General features: G+C 52.3%; 17 protein-coding genes. 10 read left to right on the top strand and 7 right to left on the bottom strand.

Features of this window, described 5'->3' with window-relative positions:
* Window positions 1-19: 19 nt before the first annotated feature.
* A complete protein-coding gene (gene pdxR, locus OGY08_RS05290) occupies window positions 20-1,492 on the bottom strand; it encodes a MocR-like pyridoxine biosynthesis transcription factor PdxR (protein WP_048234896.1) in 1,473 nt (490 codons plus the stop codon).
* Between the two features lie 165 nt (window positions 1,493-1,657).
* On the opposite strand from pdxR, the gene torC reads away from it, so the two are divergent.
* From torC to torD, 3 genes are read left to right on the top strand one after another with little or no spacing between them, the layout of a single operon-like run.
* Window positions 1,658-2,791 carry a pentaheme c-type cytochrome TorC gene (gene torC, locus OGY08_RS05285; protein ID WP_125362683.1) on the top strand — a complete coding sequence of 378 codons (1,134 nt, stop codon included), beginning with the start codon at window positions 1,658-1,660 and terminating at the stop codon, window positions 2,789-2,791.
* Window positions 2,792-2,800: 9 nt separating this feature from the next.
* Entirely contained in the window at window positions 2,801-5,299 is a 2,499-nt protein-coding gene (torA, locus tag OGY08_RS05280) for a trimethylamine-N-oxide reductase TorA (RefSeq protein ID WP_125362682.1), read from the top strand.
* A complete protein-coding gene (gene torD, locus OGY08_RS05275) occupies window positions 5,289-5,921 on the top strand; it encodes a molecular chaperone TorD (protein WP_008785279.1) in 633 nt (210 codons plus the stop codon). Before torA ends, torD begins: the two co-directional genes overlap by 11 nt.
* A gap of 55 nt (window positions 5,922-5,976) precedes the next feature.
* Here the strand turns inward: torD and yeiP are convergent, their stop codons facing one another.
* Window positions 5,977-6,549 carry an elongation factor P-like protein YeiP gene (gene yeiP, locus OGY08_RS05270; RefSeq protein ID WP_003027452.1) on the bottom strand — a complete coding sequence of 191 codons (573 nt, stop codon included), beginning with the start codon at window positions 6,547-6,549 and terminating at the stop codon, window positions 5,977-5,979.
* A gap of 157 nt (window positions 6,550-6,706) precedes the next feature.
* On the opposite strand from yeiP, the gene OGY08_RS05265 reads away from it, so the two are divergent.
* Window positions 6,707-6,961 carry a YkgJ family cysteine cluster protein gene (locus OGY08_RS05265; RefSeq protein WP_008785278.1) on the top strand — a complete coding sequence of 85 codons (255 nt, stop codon included), beginning with the start codon at window positions 6,707-6,709 and terminating at the stop codon, window positions 6,959-6,961.
* On the opposite strand, the gene setB is transcribed toward OGY08_RS05265, so the two are convergent.
* A complete protein-coding gene (setB, locus tag OGY08_RS05260; protein WP_003834548.1) occupies window positions 6,958-8,139 on the bottom strand; it encodes a sugar efflux transporter SetB in 1,182 nt (393 codons plus the stop codon). The genes OGY08_RS05265 and setB overlap by 4 nt on opposite strands.
* A gap of 368 nt (window positions 8,140-8,507) precedes the next feature.
* Between setB and fruB the strand changes: the two genes are divergently transcribed.
* Genes fruB through fruA form a run of 3 tightly spaced genes read left to right on the top strand, consistent with a single transcriptional unit; the run spans window position 8,508 to window position 12,281 of the window.
* Window positions 8,508-9,638 carry a fused PTS fructose transporter subunit IIA/HPr protein gene (gene fruB, locus OGY08_RS05255; RefSeq protein WP_125362681.1) on the top strand — a complete coding sequence of 377 codons (1,131 nt, stop codon included), beginning with the start codon at window positions 8,508-8,510 and terminating at the stop codon, window positions 9,636-9,638.
* Window positions 9,638-10,576, top strand: a complete 939-nt coding sequence (gene fruK / locus OGY08_RS05250; RefSeq protein WP_003834544.1) for a 1-phosphofructokinase — start codon at window positions 9,638-9,640, stop codon at window positions 10,574-10,576. Before fruB ends, fruK begins: the two co-directional genes overlap by 1 nt.
* Before the next feature lie 16 nt (window positions 10,577-10,592).
* On the top strand, window positions 10,593-12,281 hold the full coding sequence (fruA, locus tag OGY08_RS05245; RefSeq protein ID WP_060683531.1) for a PTS fructose transporter subunit IIBC: 1,689 nt from the start codon (window positions 10,593-10,595) through the stop codon (window positions 12,279-12,281).
* Between the two features lie 107 nt (window positions 12,282-12,388).
* Here the strand turns inward: fruA and OGY08_RS05240 are convergent, their stop codons facing one another.
* The gene (locus tag OGY08_RS05240) at window positions 12,389-13,687 is read right to left on the bottom strand and encodes an anaerobic C4-dicarboxylate transporter (protein WP_008785273.1); all 1,299 of its coding nucleotides are present in this window, start codon (window positions 13,685-13,687) and stop codon (window positions 12,389-12,391) included.
* A 75-nt stretch (window positions 13,688-13,762) separates the two neighbouring features.
* Window positions 13,763-14,482: a cysteate racemase gene (gene cuyB, locus OGY08_RS05235; protein ID WP_048234902.1), complete on the bottom strand. Its 720-nt coding sequence runs from the start codon at window positions 14,480-14,482 to the stop codon at window positions 13,763-13,765.
* 353 nt (window positions 14,483-14,835) lie between these two features.
* Here cuyB and hypT point away from each other — a divergent pair, with 353 nt between their 5' ends.
* Window positions 14,836-15,747, top strand: a complete 912-nt coding sequence (gene hypT / locus OGY08_RS05230; RefSeq protein ID WP_020996669.1) for a hypochlorite stress DNA-binding transcriptional regulator HypT — start codon at window positions 14,836-14,838, stop codon at window positions 15,745-15,747.
* A 32-nt stretch (window positions 15,748-15,779) separates the two neighbouring features.
* Here hypT and nfo read toward each other — a convergent pair whose 3' ends face one another.
* A complete protein-coding gene (gene nfo, locus OGY08_RS05225) occupies window positions 15,780-16,637 on the bottom strand; it encodes a deoxyribonuclease IV (RefSeq protein ID WP_286565815.1) in 858 nt (285 codons plus the stop codon).
* 71 nt (window positions 16,638-16,708) lie between these two features.
* Window positions 16,709-17,758, bottom strand: a complete 1,050-nt coding sequence (locus OGY08_RS05220; protein ID WP_071444678.1) for a YeiH family protein — start codon at window positions 17,756-17,758, stop codon at window positions 16,709-16,711.
* 119 nt (window positions 17,759-17,877) lie between these two features.
* On the opposite strand from OGY08_RS05220, the gene yieE reads away from it, so the two are divergent.
* Together yieE and lysP are read left to right on the top strand one after the other, a co-directional pair.
* Window positions 17,878-18,759: a DNA-binding transcriptional regulator YeiE gene (gene yieE / locus OGY08_RS05215; RefSeq protein ID WP_057066531.1), complete on the top strand. Its 882-nt coding sequence runs from the start codon at window positions 17,878-17,880 to the stop codon at window positions 18,757-18,759.
* Window positions 18,760-18,952: 193 nt separating this feature from the next.
* Window positions 18,953-20,422 carry a lysine-specific permease gene (gene lysP / locus OGY08_RS05210; protein WP_003834517.1) on the top strand — a complete coding sequence of 490 codons (1,470 nt, stop codon included), beginning with the start codon at window positions 18,953-18,955 and terminating at the stop codon, window positions 20,420-20,422.
* Window positions 20,423-20,486: the final 64 nt, after the last annotated feature.

Below are 20,486 nucleotides of genomic sequence, written 5' to 3'. Positions count from 1 at the left end.
GCGCGATCCCTGTTTTTCATCAAGGCTGCGCGAGCGCCTGCTCCAGCACTGTCAGCACTTTATTGATCTGCTGTATCTGCAATCCACCAAACCCAAAAAACATAACAGCATCGCTGTTCTCTTTGCGCCATGCGGCTTCTGATCCATTTTCTATATCCGGCAGAGTGTCGAAACGGATCCCGGCCAACAGGCAGCATTGCTGCAGCCTGGTGATGAGTTCTGCGTGTCTGGCAATGCGTAACGAGAGGTGCAGACCTGCCGTTGCGCCAGCGATTTTCCCTTCGGGAAACAGAGTGGAAAGGCCATCGCGTAACAGGGTGAGGCGCGTCGCATAGCTGCAGGCCAGCTTGCTGATATGCGTATAGAACACCTGGTTTTGCATCAGTTCGGCCAAAAATTGCTGCAACAACCACTGACTGCCGTTGTTATTGAGCGCTTTCATATTCTGTACCGCCGGAAGCAATTCATCAGGGCAAATAAGATAGCCAAGCCGTGCGCCTGGCCCCAGCGTTTTAGAAAATGTCCCCATGTAGATAACCCGGTTGTGATAATCCATGGCTTTCAGCGCGGGAAGGGGATTTTCCCCATAGGTAAAAACGGCATCGTAATCATCTTCAATGATGTAAGCGCCGACGCGTTGCGCCCACGTTAATAATGACTGACGGCGCTCCAGTGAAAGCACGCTTCCCATCGGATACTGATGCGCTGGAGTAACATAACAAAGCTGGGTTTCATACTCGGGTAAATTATCTGTTTGCAGCCCGTGGTTATCTACGGCAATTGACGTAATGTCTGCACCGTAATAATTAAAAAGATGCCATGCGCCAGAATAACAAGGGGATTCGGTCACAATATGGCACTTTTTTTGCTGACTGACAGCATGATGAATAATAAATATTTGGCTGAGCAGTGATAATCCTTCCTGAATCCCGTTGGTAATGATGATGTTCTCTGCTCGGGTATTAATTCCGCGGGATAAATTAAGGTATCTGACCAATTGCTCACGCAGTGAAAATAATCCACTTGGTGAATGGTATCGGGTAAATAATTGTTCTTTAAGTATGCTTGGAGCATTATTCCATTTCCGCCAACTTGACCAGGGAAAAGCGTTGGGATCGGGGACGCCCATCCGACAGTAGCACTCTCGTCCAGGCTCGGCGTAAACATCGGTTGAGACTCCGGCAGCTTTAGGTTTTGTCGGCGGAGAACCCTGGGTAACGGGCACATGCGTTGGTGTTATACGTACAGGCGTGGTGAATATCACTTCATAGCCAATGCCGTGTCGGCTCTTGATTAACCCTGCAGCCATAAGCTTATCATAGGCCATCACTACCGTTATTTTGGCTACGTTCAATACCTGAGCCTGCTCGCGAATAGAGGGAAGCTTATCGCCACAAAGCAAATCTCCCCGCTGAATAGCCTGGAAATAAAATTGAAAAATTTGCAATTGCAGCGGAGTGCGGAGTTCTCTATTGAGCGTTAATGTAAGCATGAGGAATTCCTTATTAATATATAGCCACTATATTACGAATTTCTCGTTTTTACTATTTGATACACCTCATGGAGTAGTGGCTGTTCCTATAACTTGCTATCGCTGTCTCTATTTTTGGTTTTTATTATCCCTTAGCGTGTCGCTATTAAAAAAATGGAGGCAAGCATGTCGTGGATAAGAAAGAACGCATTGTGGTGCGTATTGGCTGGGGCGGTGGCAATGGCCTTGGCTATTTGGGGAACGTGGCAAGGCGTTCATTACACCAGTACCACCGAATTTTGTTTATCGTGTCACTCGATGCGCACGGCTGGAGAGGAATATAAAACCAGCGTGCATTTTCGTAACGCATCTGGCGTGCGGGCTGAGTGTAAGGATTGTCATATCCCCCCGGGCGTTGTTCCAACGCTTATTCGTAAAACTGAAGCCTTAAACGACCTCTATCACACCTTTATTTCTCCTTCTATCGATACTCCTGAAAAGTTTGCTGCCAAACGCCCGGAGCTAGCCCAGCGGGAGTGGGCACGCATGAGCGCGAATAATTCAGCGGCGTGTAAATCCTGCCATAGCTATGAGGCAATGGATCATGGCAAGCAATCGGCAAACGCGGCGGCGCAAATGACCGCAGCGGCAGCAAAAGACAGTAACTGTATCGATTGTCACAAAGGAATAGCCCATCACAAACCCGATATGAGCAGCGGTTTTCGCGATCGCTATAAGCAGCTACAGCGTCAGGGAGATATGCCAACAGATGCGACCACACTGTTCTCATTAAGCGAAAAATCACTGGCGGCAACGGCAGGGAGTCCGGCCGGGAAGGCGCTGTTATTTCCTGCTACCGAGGTCAAGGTGCTGAAAAAAGAAGGCAGTAACGTGCAGCTCGAAATCACGGGCTGGCGAGAAAGCAAAGGGCGTGGACGGGTGATCACCCAGTATATGGGGAAACGCGTTTTCTCCGCCGTTCTCGATGAGCCCCTGATGGCGAACGTAAAAGTGCTACACACTCAGGTCGATCCTGACTCACATCAGGAATGGCAGCAGGTGAGCGTCACCGCCTGGACCACCGATCAGGACTTTATCAACACGCTTGCGCCAATCTGGGAATACTCAGATCAAATGCTGCAATCCACCTGTAGCGCCTGTCATAGCACTCCTCCTACAACCCGATATACCGCTAACGGCTGGATCGCCGGACTGAAAGCCATGTCGACCTATTACCGGCTTAATCCGGTGGAGGAACGTACGTTGTTGAAATACCTCCAGACCCACGCCAGCGATGTGTCTGAAACCAACAAAAAGTAAGGATAATGTATGGATATTCATGACTTTAATCCGTCCCGCCGCCGTTTTCTCAACGGAATGCTGGCGGTGGGGGCTGCCAGTGCACTGGCGCCTAATCCGCTGATATCAAAAGTGTGGGCGGCGGGGGGAAATCCCGAACAGTGGATCCAATCTGGTTCGCACTATGGCGCTTTTGAAGCCAAAGTGGTCAACGGTGAGTGGACCGAAACCCGTCCGTTCAAACATGACAAATACCCCTGCGATATGCTGAACGCGGTTCGTGAAGTGGTCTACAACCCGTCGCGGGTGCGCTACCCGATGGTGCGTCTGGACTGGCTGCGTAAGCGTGAGAAGTCAGATCGCAGTCAGCGCGGAGATAACCGTTTTGTACGGGTCAGTTGGGATCAGGCGCTGGATCTGTTTTACGAAGAGCTGGAGAGGGTGCAAAAAACCTATGGCTCATCAGGCGTATTTACCGGGCTTGCCGACTGGCAAATGGTGGGCAAATACCATAAAGCGGGCGGGGCGATGGATCGGGGACTTGGCCTGCATGGTAGCTATGTGACAACCGTCGGCGACTATTCTGCGGCAGCGGCACAAGTCATTTTACCGCATGTGATTGGTTCGCTGGAAGTTTATGAGCAGCAGACGTCGCTTCCGCTGGTGATTCAAAACAGCAATACCATCGTGCTGTGGGGCTGCGATCCGATCAAGAACCTGCAGATCGAGTTTTTGGTTCCCGATCACGATGCGTTTGGCTACTGGCAGCAGATTAAAGAGGCGGTAGCGCAGGGTAAGATGCGCGTTATCAGTGTTGATCCGGTGCGTAGCAAGTCGCAAAATTATCTTGGCTGCGAGCAGTTGGCGTTGCGGCCACAAACCGATGTCGCGTTAATGCTGGCGCTGGCGCATACCTTGTACGAAGAAAAACTGTACGACACGGCGTTTATTACCGATTACACCGTCGGCTTTGAGCAGTTTTTGCCGTATCTGCTGGGCGAAACCGATAAACAGCCGAAAAATGCCGAATGGGCGGCAGAAATCTGCGGCCTGACGGCAGAGCAGATCCGAGACTTCGCCCGTCTGTTGGTGAAAGGCCGGACACAGTTTATGGGCGGTTGGTGCGTACAACGCATGCACCATGGTGAGCAGTATCCGTGGATGCTGGTGGTGCTGGCCAGCATGGTCGGTCAAATTGGTTTGCCCGGCGGCGGGGTAGGATTTGGCTGGCACTACAACGGCGGTGGTACGGTAACATCCGCCGGGCCTGTGCTTTCTGGACTGGGAGGGATCACGAATCCCCCGCAGGCAAAGTACAACGCGGATTTTCGCGGCGTATCGGAGCATATCCCCACTTCGCGTATCGTTGACTGCCTGCTTGAGCCGGGCAAAAAGGTTGCCTTTAACGGCGAGACGTTAACCTGGCCTGACATCAAAATGGCGATCTACAGCGCGGCGAATCCATTTCATGCGCAGCAGGACAGGAATCGCATGATCGACGCGTGGAAGAAGCTGGAAACCGTGGTGGTGTTGGATCACCAATGGACCGCGTCGTGCCGTTTTGCCGATATCGTCCTGCCCGTTACCACCCGCTTTGAACGTAACGATATTGAGCAGTTCGGTACGCATTCGAATAAAGGGTTGATGGCGTTGCATCAGATCGTCAAACCGCAATATGAAGCGCGACATGATTTTGATGTATTTGCCGGGCTGTGTAAGCGCTTTGACAAGGAAGCGGTGTACCGTGAAAACCGTGATGAAATGCAGTGGATACAGGCGCTTTATGACGAAGGCGTGAAGATGGGGGCATCGCTCGGCGTCTCATTACCGGATTTCACAACGTTCTGGCAGGGTGACGGATATATTGAATATCCGCCGGGTCAGCCGTGGGTACGTCACGGCGAGTTTCGCGACCAGCCAGACCTGAATCCGCTGGGAACGCCGTCAGGTCTGATTGAAATCTACAGTAAAACCATCGCGGGCTTCGCCTACGAGGATTGTCCGGGGCATCCGGTGTGGATGGAACCCTTTGAGCGTACCCATAGTGGCAAAAAAGATAAATATCCACTGCATCTGCAATCCTGCCATCCGGATAAACGTCTGCATTCCCAACTGTGCTCTAGCGAGGTGTTTCGCAACACCTATGCGGTTGCCGGAAGAGAACCGCTTTATATCAGTGAACAGGATGCCACCGCTCGTGGCTTAAAAGCCGGTGATATCGCCCGCGTCTTCAACGCTCGTGGTCAGGTACTGGCTGGCGTAGTTGTCAGCCCGGATTTTTCCCCTGGCGTGGTCCGTATTCATGAAGGTGCATGGTACTCCCCGCAGGAAGGGGGGAAAGCCGGGACATTATGCACTTATGGCGACCCGAACGTGCTGAGCGCGGATATCGGTACTTCACAGCTGGCCCAGGGGCCTTCAGCGCATACCGTGCTGGTGGAGGTCGAGCGTTATCAGCAGAAAGCCCCGCAGGTGACGGCTTTCGGTGGTCCGCAGATTGTGAAAGAGGAGGGGACCAGTGCAGCATAAGCAAATTCATCAGCAGCGGGCAGCTGTGTACCAGTGGTTTTCGCAACTGTTATTTCGTGAGCTGGATGAAAAACAGCTCGCCAGTCTGGAAAACGGCGATAGCCAGGCTTGGATTGCCTCACTGGCGGCGGTTCCTGGAGTGTCTGCCGAGGTTAAACGTTTTGAGCGCAGCCTGGGCCGGGTTTTGCGGCGCGACTCCCGACAGCTGGAGCTGGCAGCAGATTTTGCCTCGCTGTTTCTGCTGGCCCCGCCGGCTAGTGTTTCTCCCTATGCAGGGCACTATCCACACACGACAGCGGCAGAAGAACGTCGGCAAATGAATGTGCTGCTGATTGAGCAAGGTCTGGCAGCCCGAGAGAATGAACCCTCCGATCATATTGCTGTGCAGTTGGCATTAATGGCGAGGATGGTTGCTAAAGAGGAGAGGCTATCGGCGCAATATTACTTTTTGCATCATCATATTCTGTGCTGGGCACCGTTATTTCGCGACGCTTGTCTGGTGCGGGATAACGAGGGGTTTTATCCTCAGGCGGTGAATCTGATAGTGCGTTTTATGCAAGAGGATGAACAGTATCTGGAGTCGTTGCTGATGGATGATTTTTATTTCAGCAGCCAGCGCTGAAAATGAAAAAAGGGACAGCCTGCGCTGTCCCTTGCTGTCACTGCGCAGCAGAAAATTAATCTGCACGGCCCATATAGCGACGTTCTTCGATATGAATACGGATTTTTTCACCCGCACTCAGATACTCAGGAACCTGGATCACCAGACCGGTGCTCAGGGTTGCTGGCTTGTTGCGCGCACTCGCTGAAGCACCTTTAATCCCCGGTGAGGTTTCAACGATTTCCAGGTCTACGGTCTGCGGCAGTTCAAGCGCCAGTAGCTGGCCATCCCAGGTCAGGACCTGCATGTCCGGCATACCGCCTTCCGGCATGAACAGCAGCTCTTCTTCAATCTGGTCTTTGGTGAAGGTATACGGGGTATAGTCTTCTTTATCCATAAAGATGTATTCGTTGCCATCGACGTAGGAGAAATCAACGCCACGACGGCTCAGAGTGACGGTATCCACGATATCGTCACCTTTGAAGCGCTCTTCAACTTTCAGACCGGTACGCACATCAGAAAAACGCATTTTGTACAGCGTGGCAGCACCACGTGCAGACGGTGATTGAATATCGATATCTTTTACAATCAGCAGTTTGCCGTTGTAGTTCAGTACCATACCTTTTTTAATTTCGTTCGCTCTTGGCATCGAAAAAATCCTGTAGTGAGGAGTGTCTAAAATATCGCGTAAAACTACTCGCGCCGGGGCATTCAGGCAAGCGGAATTCATGCTTTTGCTGGTGCAAAAAAGGTGGTACTGTGCCCTTCCCGCACAATCCGATGGTTTACGATAAAGAGAGTACTGTATGGAATGCCGTCCGGATTGTGGTGCATGCTGCACCGCGCCTTCAATCTCCAGTCCCATCCCCGGTATGCCTGATGGCAAGCCCGCTAATACGCCATGCGTTCAGTTGGATGAATCCCTGCGTTGCAAAATTTTTGCGTCGCCGCTACGACCAAAGGTGTGCGGCGGTTTACAGCCTAGTGCGGAAATGTGCGGGCGGACGACGCACCAGGCCATGGTTTATCTCATCGAGCTTGAAGCGCTAACCGCGCCTTAAACGTCCTTGATGCGTGCCAGGCACGCGACGGTGGCGACGATCATCACCAGTGCAAACCAGAACACCGCGTGATAGTTCCAAATTTCAGCGGCAATCCCCGCCAGCGATCCAGCAATAATCCAGCCCACGCGAATGGTATTCGTATAGAGGGTGGTGGCTGAACCCGCCTGTCCCGGCATCAGGTCCTGGAAATAGAGCATACCAATCCCGCCGAGAATACCGATGTAAATCGCGTTCAGCAGCTGTAAGCCAAGCAATATTGCCGGAGAGTGAGCCAGCAGCATACCGGCATAAAAGAAGAATCCGGCAACGACGGCAATTCTCATCAACAGACGTTTACCCAGACGCTTTGCAAAATAGCCAGCAATCAACATGGTTGGGATTTCCAGTCCGGCTGCGGTACCCATCATGATGCCCGCCAGTTTTTCCGGCAGATGCAGTTCGTTGATGATAAACAGCGGCATATTAATGATATAGAGACTATTGGTTCCCCACATTAATGTGCAGATAACAAACAGCAGCAACGTGTCGCGTCGATTGCGGCGCGGGGCCTCAACTGCGCCTGTCGCGAGAGGCACGTTTTTACTCATTGAGGGTAAAAACAGCCAGACCATTACGCCGCAGACAACAAACGCCACCGCCGCGCTGAGATACATCACCGTAAAGCTGAATCCCATGGCCAGCGCGTAGGCCAGCGGCGGGCCAATTACCCAGGCCAGCGAAACCTGCGCACGTAATATTGAGCTGAACATGACGGCTTCCCGACCTGTGCGGTCGGCGTGTTCACGGGCGAGAGCAAACATTTGCGGGTTGGCGGTCGATCCAAAGCTGCTGAGGAATACCCCGACAAACAGCAAGATAAAATAATTACGGTTCCAGGCGAACAGCACGCAGGCCAGCATCCCCAGCACGCAGCAAAACACAATCAGGTTCTTGCGATCGCCTTTTCTATCTGAACGTCCGGCCAGAAACTGACTTACCAGAATACCGATCACAGCGCTACCGGTAAAAAAGAACCCGACCATGCCGGGACGGGCGTGGACTTCATCCGTCAGAAAAAGGCTGAGCGTTGGCGTCTGCAACGCACCGGCGATACCCGTCAGAAATGCGACAAGCAGGAACGCCGAAGACGTTAAATCAAACGCCTTGGGTGTGGCGGCTACGGGGGTGTTATGCATGTTTTGATATCAATGATGTGAAGAGACGCGGAGTTTACGCCGCTTGTCAGAAAATAAACAGGGAGCCAAATCAAAATCGGCATCAAAAATCAAAATAGCATTTCAGTCAAAGAATGCTGTTTGCTGACGTTGCTGAATCTGACAAGCTGACGGCGTTTTTGCGTCAGCATTTTTTTCTCCTCCGCAGAGAAAATGTGCGTTATCTCTAAATTCAGCAAGTAATTTGTCAACTTTACTTGTGTGCTGAAGAAAAAAGAGCAAGACTTCTTGAAACGTTTCAGCGTCATCTTGCCTTAACTGATGGAGTCGGGTGACGCCTTTTTTCTCATGTTGGCTGAATCGTTTCAATTCAGCGGGAGAGGAGAATCATGTTCCAGTTATCTGTTCAGGATATTCACCCGGGCGAACAGGCCGGGAATAAAGAAGAGGCTATTCGCCAGGTTGCCGCTGCCTTAGTGCAGGCGGGTAACGTCGCGGAAGGCTACGTCGATGGCATGCTGGCGCGCGAACAACAGACGTCCACGTTCCTCGGCAACGGTATTGCGATTCCTCACGGTACGACGGACACGCGCGATCAGGTACTGAAAACCGGTGTGCAGGTATTTCAGTTTCCACAGGGCGTGACCTGGGGCGAAGGGCAGGTTGCTTATGTGGCAATCGGTATAGCCGCAAGCTCTGATGAACACCTCGGTTTACTGCGTCAGCTGACACACGTGCTGAGCGATGACTCCGTTGCTGAACAGCTGAAATCTGCGACCACGGCGGAAGAACTGCGTGCGCTGCTGATGGGTGAAAAGCAAAGTGAACAGCTGAAGCTTGATAACGAAACGCTGTCGCTGGATGTCGTGGCCAACTCGCTGGTGACGCTGCAGGCACTCAACGCGGCACGGCTGAAAGAAGTCGGTGCGGTTGACGCCACCTTTGTGGTCAGAGCAATCAATGAGCAGCCGATGAATCTTGGTCAGGGGATCTGGCTGAATGACTGTGCTGAAGGTAACGTGCGTAGCGCCGTTGCGGTCAGCCGTGCAGCAACAGCGTTCGATGTACAAGGTGAAGTTGCAGCCCTGTTGGTGACCGTCGCCATGAATGACGATCAACCGGTTGCGGTGCTGAAGCGCCTTGGCGATCTGCTGCTGAATAATAAAGCTGACCGTTTGTTGAAAGCTGATGCGGCAACGGTGCTGGCGCTGCTGACCAGCGATGATGCCTTAACTGATGATGTACTGAGCGCCGAATTTATTGTGCGCAATGAGCATGGTTTACATGCCCGCCCGGGCACCATGCTGGTGAATACGATTAAACAATTTAACAGTGAAATTACCGTGACAAATCTTGATGGAACCGGCAAGCCGGCGAATGGACGCAGTCTGATGAAAGTTGTGGCGTTAGGCGTGAAGAAAGGACATCACCTGCGCTTTACTGCACAGGGCGAAGATGCTGAACAGGCGCTGAAGGCGATTGGCGAAGCCATCGCGGCAGGTCTTGGGGAGGGCGCGTAATGAGCAGACGTGTTGCTACTATCACCCTTAACCCGGCCTACGACCTGGTGGGCTTCTGCCCGGAAATTGAACGCGGTGAAGTGAACCTGGTTAAAACCACCGGTCTGCATGCGGCAGGGAAAGGGATCAACGTCGCTAAGGTTTTGAAGGATTTAGGTATCGATGTCACTGTGGGTGGCTTCCTGGGTAAAGACAACCAGGATGGTTTTCAGCAGTTGTTCAGCGAGCTGGGCATTGCCAACCGTTTTCAGGTCGTGCAGGGCCGTACCCGTATTAACGTCAAGCTGACCGAAAAAGATGGTGAAGTATCTGACTTCAACTTCTCCGGCTTTGAAGTCACCCCGGCTGACTGGGAACGCTTTGTAAATGATTCGCTGAGCTGGCTGGGGCAATTCGACATGGTGTGCGTCAGCGGCAGTTTGCCAACCGGCGTGAGCCCGGAAGCCTTTACCGACTGGATGACGCGCCTGCGTAGTCAGTGTCCTTGCATTATCTTTGATAGTAGTCGTGAAGCGTTGGTAGCAGGTCTGAAAGCGGCACCATGGCTGGTGAAGCCAAACCGTCGCGAACTGGAAATCTGGGCCGGCCGCAAGCTGCCGGAAATGAAAGATGTGATTGAAGCGGCGCATGCGCTCCGTGAACAGGGGATCGCCCATGTGGTGATTTCACTCGGCGCAGAAGGTGCGCTGTGGGTTAACGCCTCAGGTGAGTGGATTGCTAAACCGCCGTCAGTTGAGGTGGTCAGCACCGTCGGCGCGGGTGATTCAATGGTTGGCGGTCTGATTTACGGTCTGCTGATGCGTGAGTCCAGCGAACATACCCTGCGTCTGGCGACGGCTGTTGCCGCCCTGGCGGTAAGCCAAAGTAATGTAGGCATTACCGATCGTCCTCAGTTGGCCGCAATGATGGCGCGTGTCGACTTAAAACCGTTTAACTGACAGCAGGAGAGGCATAATGAAAACGCTGCTGATTATTGACGCTAATCTCGGCCAGGCTCGCGCTTACATGGCGAAAACCCTGCTTGGAGCGGCGGCACAGAAAGCACATCTGGAAATTATTGATAATCCGAATGATGCCGAACTGGCAATTGTTCTGGGCGATACGCTTCCTGCCGACAGTTCGCTGAACGGCAAAAAAGTCTGGCTGGGCGACATTGGTCGTGCGGTTGCGCATCCTGAACTCTTCCTCAGCGAAGCTAAAGGCCATGCAAAGCCCTACAGCGCCCCGGTTGCAACAGCACCTGTGGCCAGCAGTGGTCCAAAACGCGTGGTGGCGGTGACGGCGTGTCCGACCGGTGTTGCTCATACGTTTATGGCCGCTGAAGCGATTGAAACAGAAGCGAAAAAACGTGGCTGGTGGGTGAAGGTTGAAACCCGAGGTTCTGTTGGCGCAGGTAATGCCATTACGCCGGAAGAAGTGGCTCAGGCTGATCTGGTGATTGTGGCCGCTGACATTGAAGTTGATCTGGCGAAGTTTGCCGGCAAACCGATGTACCGCACCTCTACCGGTCTTGCGTTGAAGAAAACCAAGCTGGAGCTGGACAAAGCGCTGGAAGAAGCAACACCGTACCAGCCAACCGGTAAAGCGCAGACTTCAGCAACCGAAAGTAAGAAAGAGAGCGCGGGGGCGTATCGTCACCTGCTGACGGGCGTCTCTTACATGCTGCCGATGGTGGTTGCTGGCGGTCTGTGTATTGCACTCTCGTTCGCTTTTGGTATCGAAGCGTTTAAAGAGCAGGGGACGCTGGCGGCGGCGCTGATGCAGATTGGCGGTGGTTCAGCCTTCGCGCTGATGGTGCCGGTACTGGCAGGTTATATTGCGTTTTCCATCGCTGACCGTCCGGGTCTGACGCCGGGTCTTATCGGCGGTATGCTGGCGGTAAGCACCGGTTCCGGCTTTATTGGCGGGATTATTGCTGGTTTCCTTGCCGGTTATGTGGCGAAGCTTATCAGCACGAAGCTGAAACTCCCACAGAGTATGGAAGCGCTGAAACCGATCCTGATCATTCCGCTGTTCTCAAGCCTGGTGGTTGGTCTGGCCATGATTTACCTGATCGGCAAACCGGTGGCGGGTATTCTGGAAGGTTTGACTCACTGGCTGCAAACCATGGGTACGGCCAATGCAGTGCTGCTTGGCGCGATTCTTGGCGGCATGATGTGTACCGACATGGGTGGTCCGGTTAACAAGGCGGCGTATGCTTTCGGTGTGGGTCTGCTGAGTACGCAAACTTATGCGCCGATGGCGGCCATCATGGCTGCGGGTATGGTACCTCCGCTGGCTCTGGGGCTGGCAACGCTGGTTGCGCGTCGTAAGTTCGACAAAGCGCAGCAGGAAGGCGGTAAAGCTGCTCTGGTACTGGGCCTGTGCTTTATCACCGAAGGGGCAATCCCGTTCGCTGCCCGTGACCCAATGCGCGTTCTGCCTTGCTGTATCGTTGGTGGTGCGATTACCGGGGCTATCTCGATGGCGGTGGGTGCGAAGCTGATGGCACCACACGGCGGGCTGTTTGTCCTGTTAATCCCAGGCGCAATCACGCCGGTGTTGGGATACCTGCTGGCAATTATTGCCGGTACGCTGGTAGCCGGTCTCTCCTACGCGGTGCTGAAGCGCCCGGAAGCTGAGGTTGTGGCAAAGGCGGCCTGATTTAACGTCAATACCAGGGGCAGAGAATTCTCTGCCCCTTTTTTTATGTTTTTACCTATACCGTTGCAGCATCGCCACAATAATCCATCCAGCCTTAATAAAACGGGTCAGGCAATCATTGGCGCGATGATAAAACCAAAGGCAACACCAGCAATGATCCCACCCAGTCCTGGCAGCATAAACGGATGGTTTAAGACATACTTGCCCACGCGCGTTGTCCCCGTGGTGTCGAACTCCATTGCCGCCAGAGAAGTCGGGTATGTTGGTAGAACAAACACCCCGGTTACCGCCACATAGGAGGCCAGAATTGCCCATGTAGGCACGCCGAGCGCAACGGCCAGAGGGATGATCAGCGGCGTGGTGGCGCCTTGCGAGTAGAGAAGCGCGCAGGTACCAAACAGCACCAGTGCCAACAGCATGGGATAAGCCCGTAGAATATCGCCTGCGATATCCTTAATCTCCGCTAAGTGGGCATCAATGAAGGTCGTTCCCAGTGTAACAATCCCGAGAATGACCGCCAGTGAACTCATCCCTGATCGAAACGTGGATGTCAGGACAATAGCATCGGTTGATGTTTTGCATAACACCACCATCAGGCAAGCGGCAGCCAACATACAGATAATGATGATATCCCGGGTATTCATTGGGTTGCCTGCATCGAATCCAGGGCGTAGCTGCGGGCAGGCGGCAAGAATAACGATGACGACCGTTGCCAGCATAAACAGGGCGACTGAGAGTTTGGCACCCGGCGTAGTGCTGTTTTGCCCTTCATATTTACGCACTAATCCTTTTTGCAGGCGTTCCAGATAGACTTCATCATCCTGTAGCTCGCATCCCTGACGTGAGGCGATAAAAGCGGCAACCATCGCGGCGACAAACGAAGCTGGCAGACATACCGCCATGACCTGAATAAAAGTGATACCGTTGCCTTCCATAATGGTCAGCATAGCCGCCATTGCGGCACTGATCGGCGAACCGGATATCGCCACCTGGGAGGCGACTACGGATCCGGCGAGCGTACGAGAAGGGCGGATACCGGATTCTTTGGCGACTTCGGCAATCACTGGCAGGGTAGAAAATACAATGAACCCTGTTCCGGCCATAATGGTCATCGACCAGGTGATAATCGGTGCAATAATATTGATATATTTAGGGTTACGCCGCATGAAATTACCGGCAACGCGAACCAGATAATCCATACCTCCTGCGGCCTGTAGCGCCGATGCTGCCACGACAACTGTCATAATAATGAGGATAACGTCAACGGGTGGCGAGCCAATTTGCAGATCAAATCCCAACGTTAAAATAGCCAGCCCCAGACCACCGCATAAACCGATACCTATTCCGCCGAGGCGGATACCAAAAAATATTGCACCCAACACGACGATAATTTCTAACCAAACCATAATGGCCTCCGCCAGAGAATAATTTGTTATTAAAATAAGTGGTTGTTTAATGCTTTATTAATCTGGTGACGGCTGTTATTGCGCCAGAAGATGATGTTTGCCAACTCGTTTTTCGTACCATTTAATACCGGCGCGAACTAATGATCCGGTTGAGTCAATATATTTATCTGGAGACTTTCTGACTGCTTCGGCAAGAATGACGGGGACTTCAGTACATCCCAGTACAATGATTTGTGCGCCGCGTGAGAAGAGCACTTCAGCCTGTTCATTCATCAGCGTTTGTGCCCGCTTAAGGTCGCCGGCTTTTAAGCAATAAATACTTTCCATGACCTTTTCCTGACCGGATGAATCAGGACTGATGCAGGTTAAACCAAGAGATTCTATGCCTTTTTGGTAGAGTCCCATGTAAAGGGTGGCGTTAGTAGCAAGTAAACCGATACGTGATTTTCCGCAGTTTTTGACCTCATTCATGGTTGTTTCAACGATACTGAGTAACTCTGTATGACAGCACTCTTTTAATTCATTAAACCAAAAGTGGGCGGTATTACAGGGGATCACAATACACTCCGCACCAGCATCTTCCAGTTTGTGCATATAATCACGCATTGCCGGAAGTGGGGAATGACCATGATGCATTAACGCATCAGTTCGGTCTGGAATATCAGGGATGGATGAAATAATTAATGGAATATGTTCCTGATCGCGTTGTGCTGCGGTAAAGGTGACGAATTTATTAAAAAGATCGACGGTTGCAGCAGGCCCCATACCACCAAGTACGCCAATTAAACCTTTCACGATATATACCTCTAATTTACCGATATTTAATATTCAGAGCTGGTTTCTATCTGGTGCTTATGTTTAACAGCAGAGTGTCGTGAGGAGAAATGCAATAATGTTTGGTTCAATGCAAAAAACGCATGAGTGTGATGTCTTTTACCACCTCAGCAGGCCGGTAATCAGCCAGAGGCCCGACATTACGCGGTGGATGAGCGGTCGTGGTCGATGGGTAAAGAAACATGTTAATGTCAAAAACGAAGGTATTATGCAAAAAACGAATCACCAGATGCTGATGTTGAATATCATCACCGGGAATATTCAGGCATGATGCTTAAGACTAATCGACATATTTAAACATCCGCGTGATAGGCATGAAAAATATCGAGACAAAATGGTTATATGATTTTCTGACGCTGGAAGCGTGTCGTCATTTTTCTCAGGCCGCAGAGGAGCGCAACCTATCCCAACCGGCATTTAGTCGGCGGATCAAGGCGCTCGAATCCGCTGTTGGGGTGCTGCTGTTTGACCGTACGACAAGTCCACTGCAGCTGACGGAGGAGGGTAAGTTATTCCATTCGCAGACCCGTAGCCTGCTACAACAGCTGGAATGCAATTTAGATGAGCTAAGTGGTCACAACCTGCTTGGCGTTCCCAATATCAAAATAGCGGCGGCACATTCTCTGTCGCTGACGATGTTGCCCAGATTAGTACATTCAATGTCGGCATGGGGCGAGGAGTTTGTTTACCACGTCGAAGCGATTGACGTAGTCCAGGCGGTGAATACGCTGCGCGAGGGGAAAAGTGATTTTATTATCTCCTTTCGCGATGAAGACTTAATGCAGTCACCTTTCTGCGGCTTGAAGGTTTTTGAGTCTGAGCTGTATCCCGTCTGTGCTGCGGATGCACAGGGTAAGGCGTTGTTTGATATCTATCAGCCGCAGGTGCCGATTCTGAACTATACCAGCACTTCCTACATGGGAAGATTGGTTAACCGTCACCTGGCGGAGGTGGGCAGTATTTCAGCGCGTACGCTGTTTATGTCTTCGATGAGTGAGCTATTGAAAAATATGGCATTGGATGGTCATGGTATCGCCTGGCTGCCAGCGTGGACGATCGTGAACGAACTACGGGATAAGCGCCTGGTTTGTCTGGACACGCCGGAGTTGATGGTGCCAATTCAGGCCTATATTTACCGAATGGATACTCGTTTGAATAAAACGGCTGAGCATTTCTGGCGGATTTTGTACAACCATATGCCAGAGGATCTGGTTACGCTCACTTGATACGCGCCAGCTTGTCTGGCGCGCGGAGATCGTTACGCCACTGCTTTTTCTGTTTGCTGGGCTTTCAGCCAGGCGATCTCTTCGGCCCATATATCCGGATTAATGGTTTCCAGTACCAGCGGAATACCGTCAAATCGATTATCCTGCATAATCCAACGGAAGGCATCATGGCCAATATTGCCTTCACCCAGGCTGTGATGACGGTCAACGCGACTGCCAAACGCGCTCTTGGCGTCGTTCAGGTGCATACCGCGTAGATACTTGAAACCGACAATACGTTCAAATTCCGTAAACGTCTTTTCGCACTCTTCTGCGGAACGCAAATCGTACCCCGCCGCGAAAGCGTGGCAGGTATCAATACAAACGCCAACACGGGACTTATCTTCGACGCCGTCGATAATGGCGGCCAGGTGCTCAAACTTGAATCCCAGATTACTACCTTGTCCGGCGGTATTTTCGATAACTGCCGTTACGCCCTGGGTCTGAGCGAGGACGATGTTGATGGATTCGGCAATGCGCGCCAGACATTCATCTTCCGGGATCTGCATCAAATGGCTGCCCGGGTGAAAGTTCAGCAGGGATAAGCCCAGCAGTTCACAGCGTTGCATTTCATCAAGAAACGCATCACGCGATTTTTCCAGCGCATCGCTGACCGGGTGACCGAGGTTAATCAGATAACTGTCGTGAGGCAGTATTTGTGCGGAGGTGTAGTGGTACTTCTCGCAGGCAGATTTGAAATCATCAATGATTTCGGTGGTTAGCGGCGCAGCACGCCACTGGCGCTGATTCTTGGTGAACAGGGCGAATGCGGTCGCTTCGATTTCTGCGGCTCGAATAGCGGCGTTAGCCAGACCGCCAGCGGCGCTTACGTGCGCTCCGATATATTTCATAAATTTAACCCGCCATACTCAAATACAAAAAGGGAGAGTATAGCGGGTTAATGGAGGTGAGTCGTGATCGTTTATGCCATCAGGGCGTGGACAGCGACGTTAATCGCACCACCACCGACAATCAGCCAGACAAACAGCAGCAGGGCCATCAGTAACGGTTTGGCACCGGCTTTTTTCAGTGCGCTAACGTGAGTGGTTAACCCCAGTGCAGCCATCGCCATTGCCAGCAAAATGGTATCCAGCGTTACCAGCATGTTCACAACCGACTGCGGCAGCAGGTGGAACGAGTTAAAAATCGCGACCACAATGAACAGGATGGCAAACCATGGAATAGTGATTTTGCTTTTCTCACCGCCCGTAGCCGGAGACAACTGTTTAACGCGTGCGGCCAGGAGGATGAGGAACGGTGCCAGCATCATGACACGCAGCATTTTGGCAATAACCGCGGCGTTTTCCGCATCCGGGTTAATGGCGTGCCCGGCAGCCACTACTTGTGCTACTTCATGCATGGTGGAACCAATGTAAATGCCGTAGGTTTCTGGGCTAAACCAGTGTGCCAGCAGCGGATACATTGCCGGATACAGGAAGATAGCGATGGTACCGAAGATCACCACGGTGGCGACAGCGACGGTTACCTTACTGGCTTCCGCTTTCACTACCGGCTCGGTTGCCAGCACGGCGGCGGCACCACAAATGCTGCTCCCCGCACCAATCAGCCAACTGGTATGGCGGTCCAGACCAAACACTTTCTGCCCCAGGAAGCAGGCAATCATAAAGGTACTGCTCAGCGTTAACACATCAATCACGATACCGCTGACGCCGACGTCAGCAATTTGCGCGAAGGTGAGGCGGAAGCCGTAGAGGATGATCCCCAGACGTAATAAATGTTGTTTAGCAAACAGCACGCCGCCGTCACAGCTTTTCCAGATGTGCGGATAGACGGTGTTGCCGAGGACCATCCCCAACAAGATTGCTAAGGTGAGGGCGCTGAACCCGGCACCTGCGACGGCGGGAATAGATCCACCCCATAAGGCGACCCCAGTGATAACTGCACTCAGGGCAAGCCCCGGAATAAAATGCCACGCTGTACGACGATGAGTCTGCAAGGTGAGTTCTGTCATATCCTTCTCCTTTATCTGGGTAAAAGAGTACGGCGAAGTGGTTTAAAAATAAAATTGATTATATATTTATAATTAATCTCTATAAGTGGTAAGTAACGGATATCCGGTGGAAAACGACTATGCATATCACCTTGCGGCAACTTGAAGTGTTTGCTGAGGTACTAAAAAGCGGTTCAACGACCCAGGCGTCTGTCATGCTGGCATTGTCGCAATCGGCGGTGAGTGCGGCACTTACCGATCTGGAAGGGCAACTCGGCGTGCAACTGTTTGACCGCGTCGGCAAACGGCTAGTGGTCAACGAGCACGGGCGTTTGCTCTACCCGCGAGCGTTGGCGTTACTTGAGCAAACGACCGAAATCGAACAGCTTTTTCGCGAAGATAATGGTGCCATTCGGGTCTATGCCAGTAGCACCATTGGTAACTATATCTTGCCTGCTATGATCGCCCGCTATCGGCAGGATTTTCCTGATTTGCCGCTCGAGCTGAGCGTGGGTAACAGTCAGGATGTGATCAATGCGGTGCTGGATTTTAGGGTAGATATCGGACTGATCGAAGGGCCGTGTCACAGTACTGAAATTATCTCTGAACCGTGGCTGGAAGACGAGCTGGTGGTGTTTGCCGCACCGTCGTCACCGCTCACAAAGGGGCTTGTTACGCTGGAACAGCTGGCGGCTTCGCCGTGGATCCTGCGTGAGCGAGGATCCGGTACGCGTGAACTGGTGGATTACCTGCTGTTGTCTCATCTGCCGAGATTTCAGATGGCAATGGAGTTGGGTAACTCAGAGGCCATTAAGCATGCGGTACGTCATGGTCTCGGGATCAGCTGCTTGTCGCGTCGGGTCATTGCGGAGCAGCTGCAGGCGGGAACACTGAGCGAAGTTCCCGTGCCGCTGCCGCGTTTAGTCCGTACTCTCTGGCGCGTGCATCACAGGCAAAAACACATCTCCAATGCCATTACGCGTTTTTTACATTACAGCGATCAGGTCGAGCTGGGCGAATAGGGCGCTTACTGTCGTAAGGTCATCTCTGTAGAACGGCGGTTATATCTTAACCGCTGTGCGCCGCATATTTTCTGCTTTACTTATAATCCGCGGCCAGTCATGAAGGTCTCTTATAACAGCGTATTTGTGCCGGAAGAATACCATTTCGTCTGCTACAATCGCGCCTCATTTTTTGGATGGATAGCATTTTCACATGGTTTCCGAAACTAAAACCACAGAAGCGCCCACGCTACGTCGTGAACTGAAGGCGCGTCACCTGACGATGATTGCCATTGGAGGCTCCATCGGTACAGGTCTTTTCGTTGCATCTGGTGCAACTATTTCTGCAGCGGGTCCAGGCGGCGCGTTGTTCTCTTATATTCTGATCGGTCTGATGGTGTACTTCCTGATGACCAGCCTCGGTGAACTGGCTGCCTATATGCCGGTTTCCGGCTCGTTTTCCACCTACGGTCAGAACTACGTAGAAGAGGGCTTTGGCTTCGCGCTGGGCTGGAACTACTGGTACAACTGGGCGGTAACGATTGCCGTTGACCTGGTGGCCGCACAGCTGGTGATGAGCTGGTGGTTCCCGGACACGCCGGGCTGGATCTGGAGTGCGCTGTTCCTCGGCGTTATCTTCCTGCTGAACTACATTTCCGTTCGCGGATTTGGTGAAGCGGAATATTGGTTCTCACTGATCAAAGTTACCACCGTCATTATCTTCATCGTGGTCGGTGTGATGATGATTTTCGGTATCTTCAAAGGCGCTCAGCCGGTGGGCTGGAGTAACTGGACGACCGGTGATGCACCGTTTGCCGGTGGCTTTGCCGCGATGATTGGCGTGGCGATGATAGTTGGCTTCTCCTTCCAGGGGACAGAGCTTATCGGTATCGCGGCTGGCGAATCTGAAGATCCTGAAAAGAACATTCCACGTGCGGTACGTCAGGTATTCTGGCGAATCCTGCTGTTCTATGTGTTCGCGATTTTGATTATCAGCCTGATCATTCCGTACACCGATCCAAGCCTGCTGCGTAACGATGTAAAAGACATCAGCGTTAGCCCGTTCACGCTGGTATTCCAGCATGCGGGTCTGCTGTCTGCGGCAGCGGTGATGAACGCAGTTATCCTGACGGCGGTGCTGTCGGCAGGTAACTCCGGGATGTACGCCTCCACGCGTATGCTTTATACCCTGGCATGTGACGGTAAAGCACCGCGTATTTTCGGTAAACTGTCTCGTGGCGGCGTACCGCGTAACGCGCTGTATGCGACCACCGTGGTGGCGGGGCTGTGCTTCCTGACTTCAATGTTTGGCAACCAGACCGTGTATCTGTGGCTGCTGAATACTTCCGGGATGACGGGCTTTATCGCCTGGCTGGGGATTGCTATTAGCCACTATCGCTTCCGTCGCGGTTATGTGCTGCAGGGTCACGATGTGAAGGACCTGCCGTACCGTTCTGGCTTCTTCCCGCTGGGTCCGATCTTCGCCTTTGTGCTGTGCCTGATTATCACCCTGGGTCAGAACTACGAAGCGTTCCTGAAAGACAGCATTGACTGGGGCGGCGTGATGGCTACCTATATCGGTATCCCGCTGTTCCTGATTATCTGGTTTGGCTATAAGCTGACCAAAGGAACCCGTTTTGTTCGCTACAGCGAAATGAAATTCCCGGGTCGCGTGAAGAAGTAATTCTTAACCAGATACGGCAGAAAAAACAAAACCCCGGCATGATGAGTGCCGGGGTTTTTTATTG

The sequence above is a fragment of the Citrobacter sp. Cpo069 genome (assembly GCF_030332785.1).
In the GTDB taxonomy this organism is placed as follows: Bacteria; Pseudomonadota; Gammaproteobacteria; order Enterobacterales; family Enterobacteriaceae; genus Citrobacter; species Citrobacter portucalensis.
Note: the sequence above shows the minus strand (reverse complement) of the source record. Positions and strands in the feature narration are given on the sequence as shown.

Excerpts from the sequence above, each read along its gene's own strand:
- pdxR (WP_048234896.1), bottom strand. The coding sequence starts at position 1,492 with ATGCTTACATTAACGCTCAATAGAGAACTCCGCACTCCGCTGCAATTG.
- OGY08_RS05220 (WP_071444678.1), bottom strand. The coding sequence starts at position 17,758 with ATGACAGAACTCACCTTGCAGACTCATCGTCGTACAGCGTGGCATTTT.
- hypT (WP_020996669.1), top strand. The coding sequence starts at position 14,836 with ATGAAAAATATCGAGACAAAATGGTTATATGATTTTCTGACGCTGGAA.
- OGY08_RS05265 (WP_008785278.1), top strand. The coding sequence starts at position 6,707 with ATGGAATGCCGTCCGGATTGTGGTGCATGCTGCACCGCGCCTTCAATC.
- fruB (WP_125362681.1), top strand. The coding sequence starts at position 8,508 with ATGTTCCAGTTATCTGTTCAGGATATTCACCCGGGCGAACAGGCCGGG.
- yieE (WP_057066531.1), top strand. The coding sequence starts at position 17,878 with ATGCATATCACCTTGCGGCAACTTGAAGTGTTTGCTGAGGTACTAAAA.
- nfo (WP_286565815.1), bottom strand. The coding sequence starts at position 16,637 with ATGAAATATATCGGAGCGCACGTAAGCGCCGCTGGCGGTCTGGCTAAC.
- fruK (WP_003834544.1), top strand. The coding sequence starts at position 9,638 with ATGAGCAGACGTGTTGCTACTATCACCCTTAACCCGGCCTACGACCTG.
- OGY08_RS05240 (WP_008785273.1), bottom strand. The coding sequence starts at position 13,687 with ATGGTTTGGTTAGAAATTATCGTCGTGTTGGGTGCAATATTTTTTGGT.
- lysP (WP_003834517.1), top strand. The coding sequence starts at position 18,953 with ATGGTTTCCGAAACTAAAACCACAGAAGCGCCCACGCTACGTCGTGAA.
- torA (WP_125362682.1), top strand. The coding sequence starts at position 2,801 with ATGGATATTCATGACTTTAATCCGTCCCGCCGCCGTTTTCTCAACGGA.
- yeiP (WP_003027452.1), bottom strand. The coding sequence starts at position 6,549 with ATGCCAAGAGCGAACGAAATTAAAAAAGGTATGGTACTGAACTACAAC.
- torC (WP_125362683.1), top strand. The coding sequence starts at position 1,658 with ATGTCGTGGATAAGAAAGAACGCATTGTGGTGCGTATTGGCTGGGGCG.
- setB (WP_003834548.1), bottom strand. The coding sequence starts at position 8,139 with ATGCATAACACCCCCGTAGCCGCCACACCCAAGGCGTTTGATTTAACG.
- fruA (WP_060683531.1), top strand. The coding sequence starts at position 10,593 with ATGAAAACGCTGCTGATTATTGACGCTAATCTCGGCCAGGCTCGCGCT.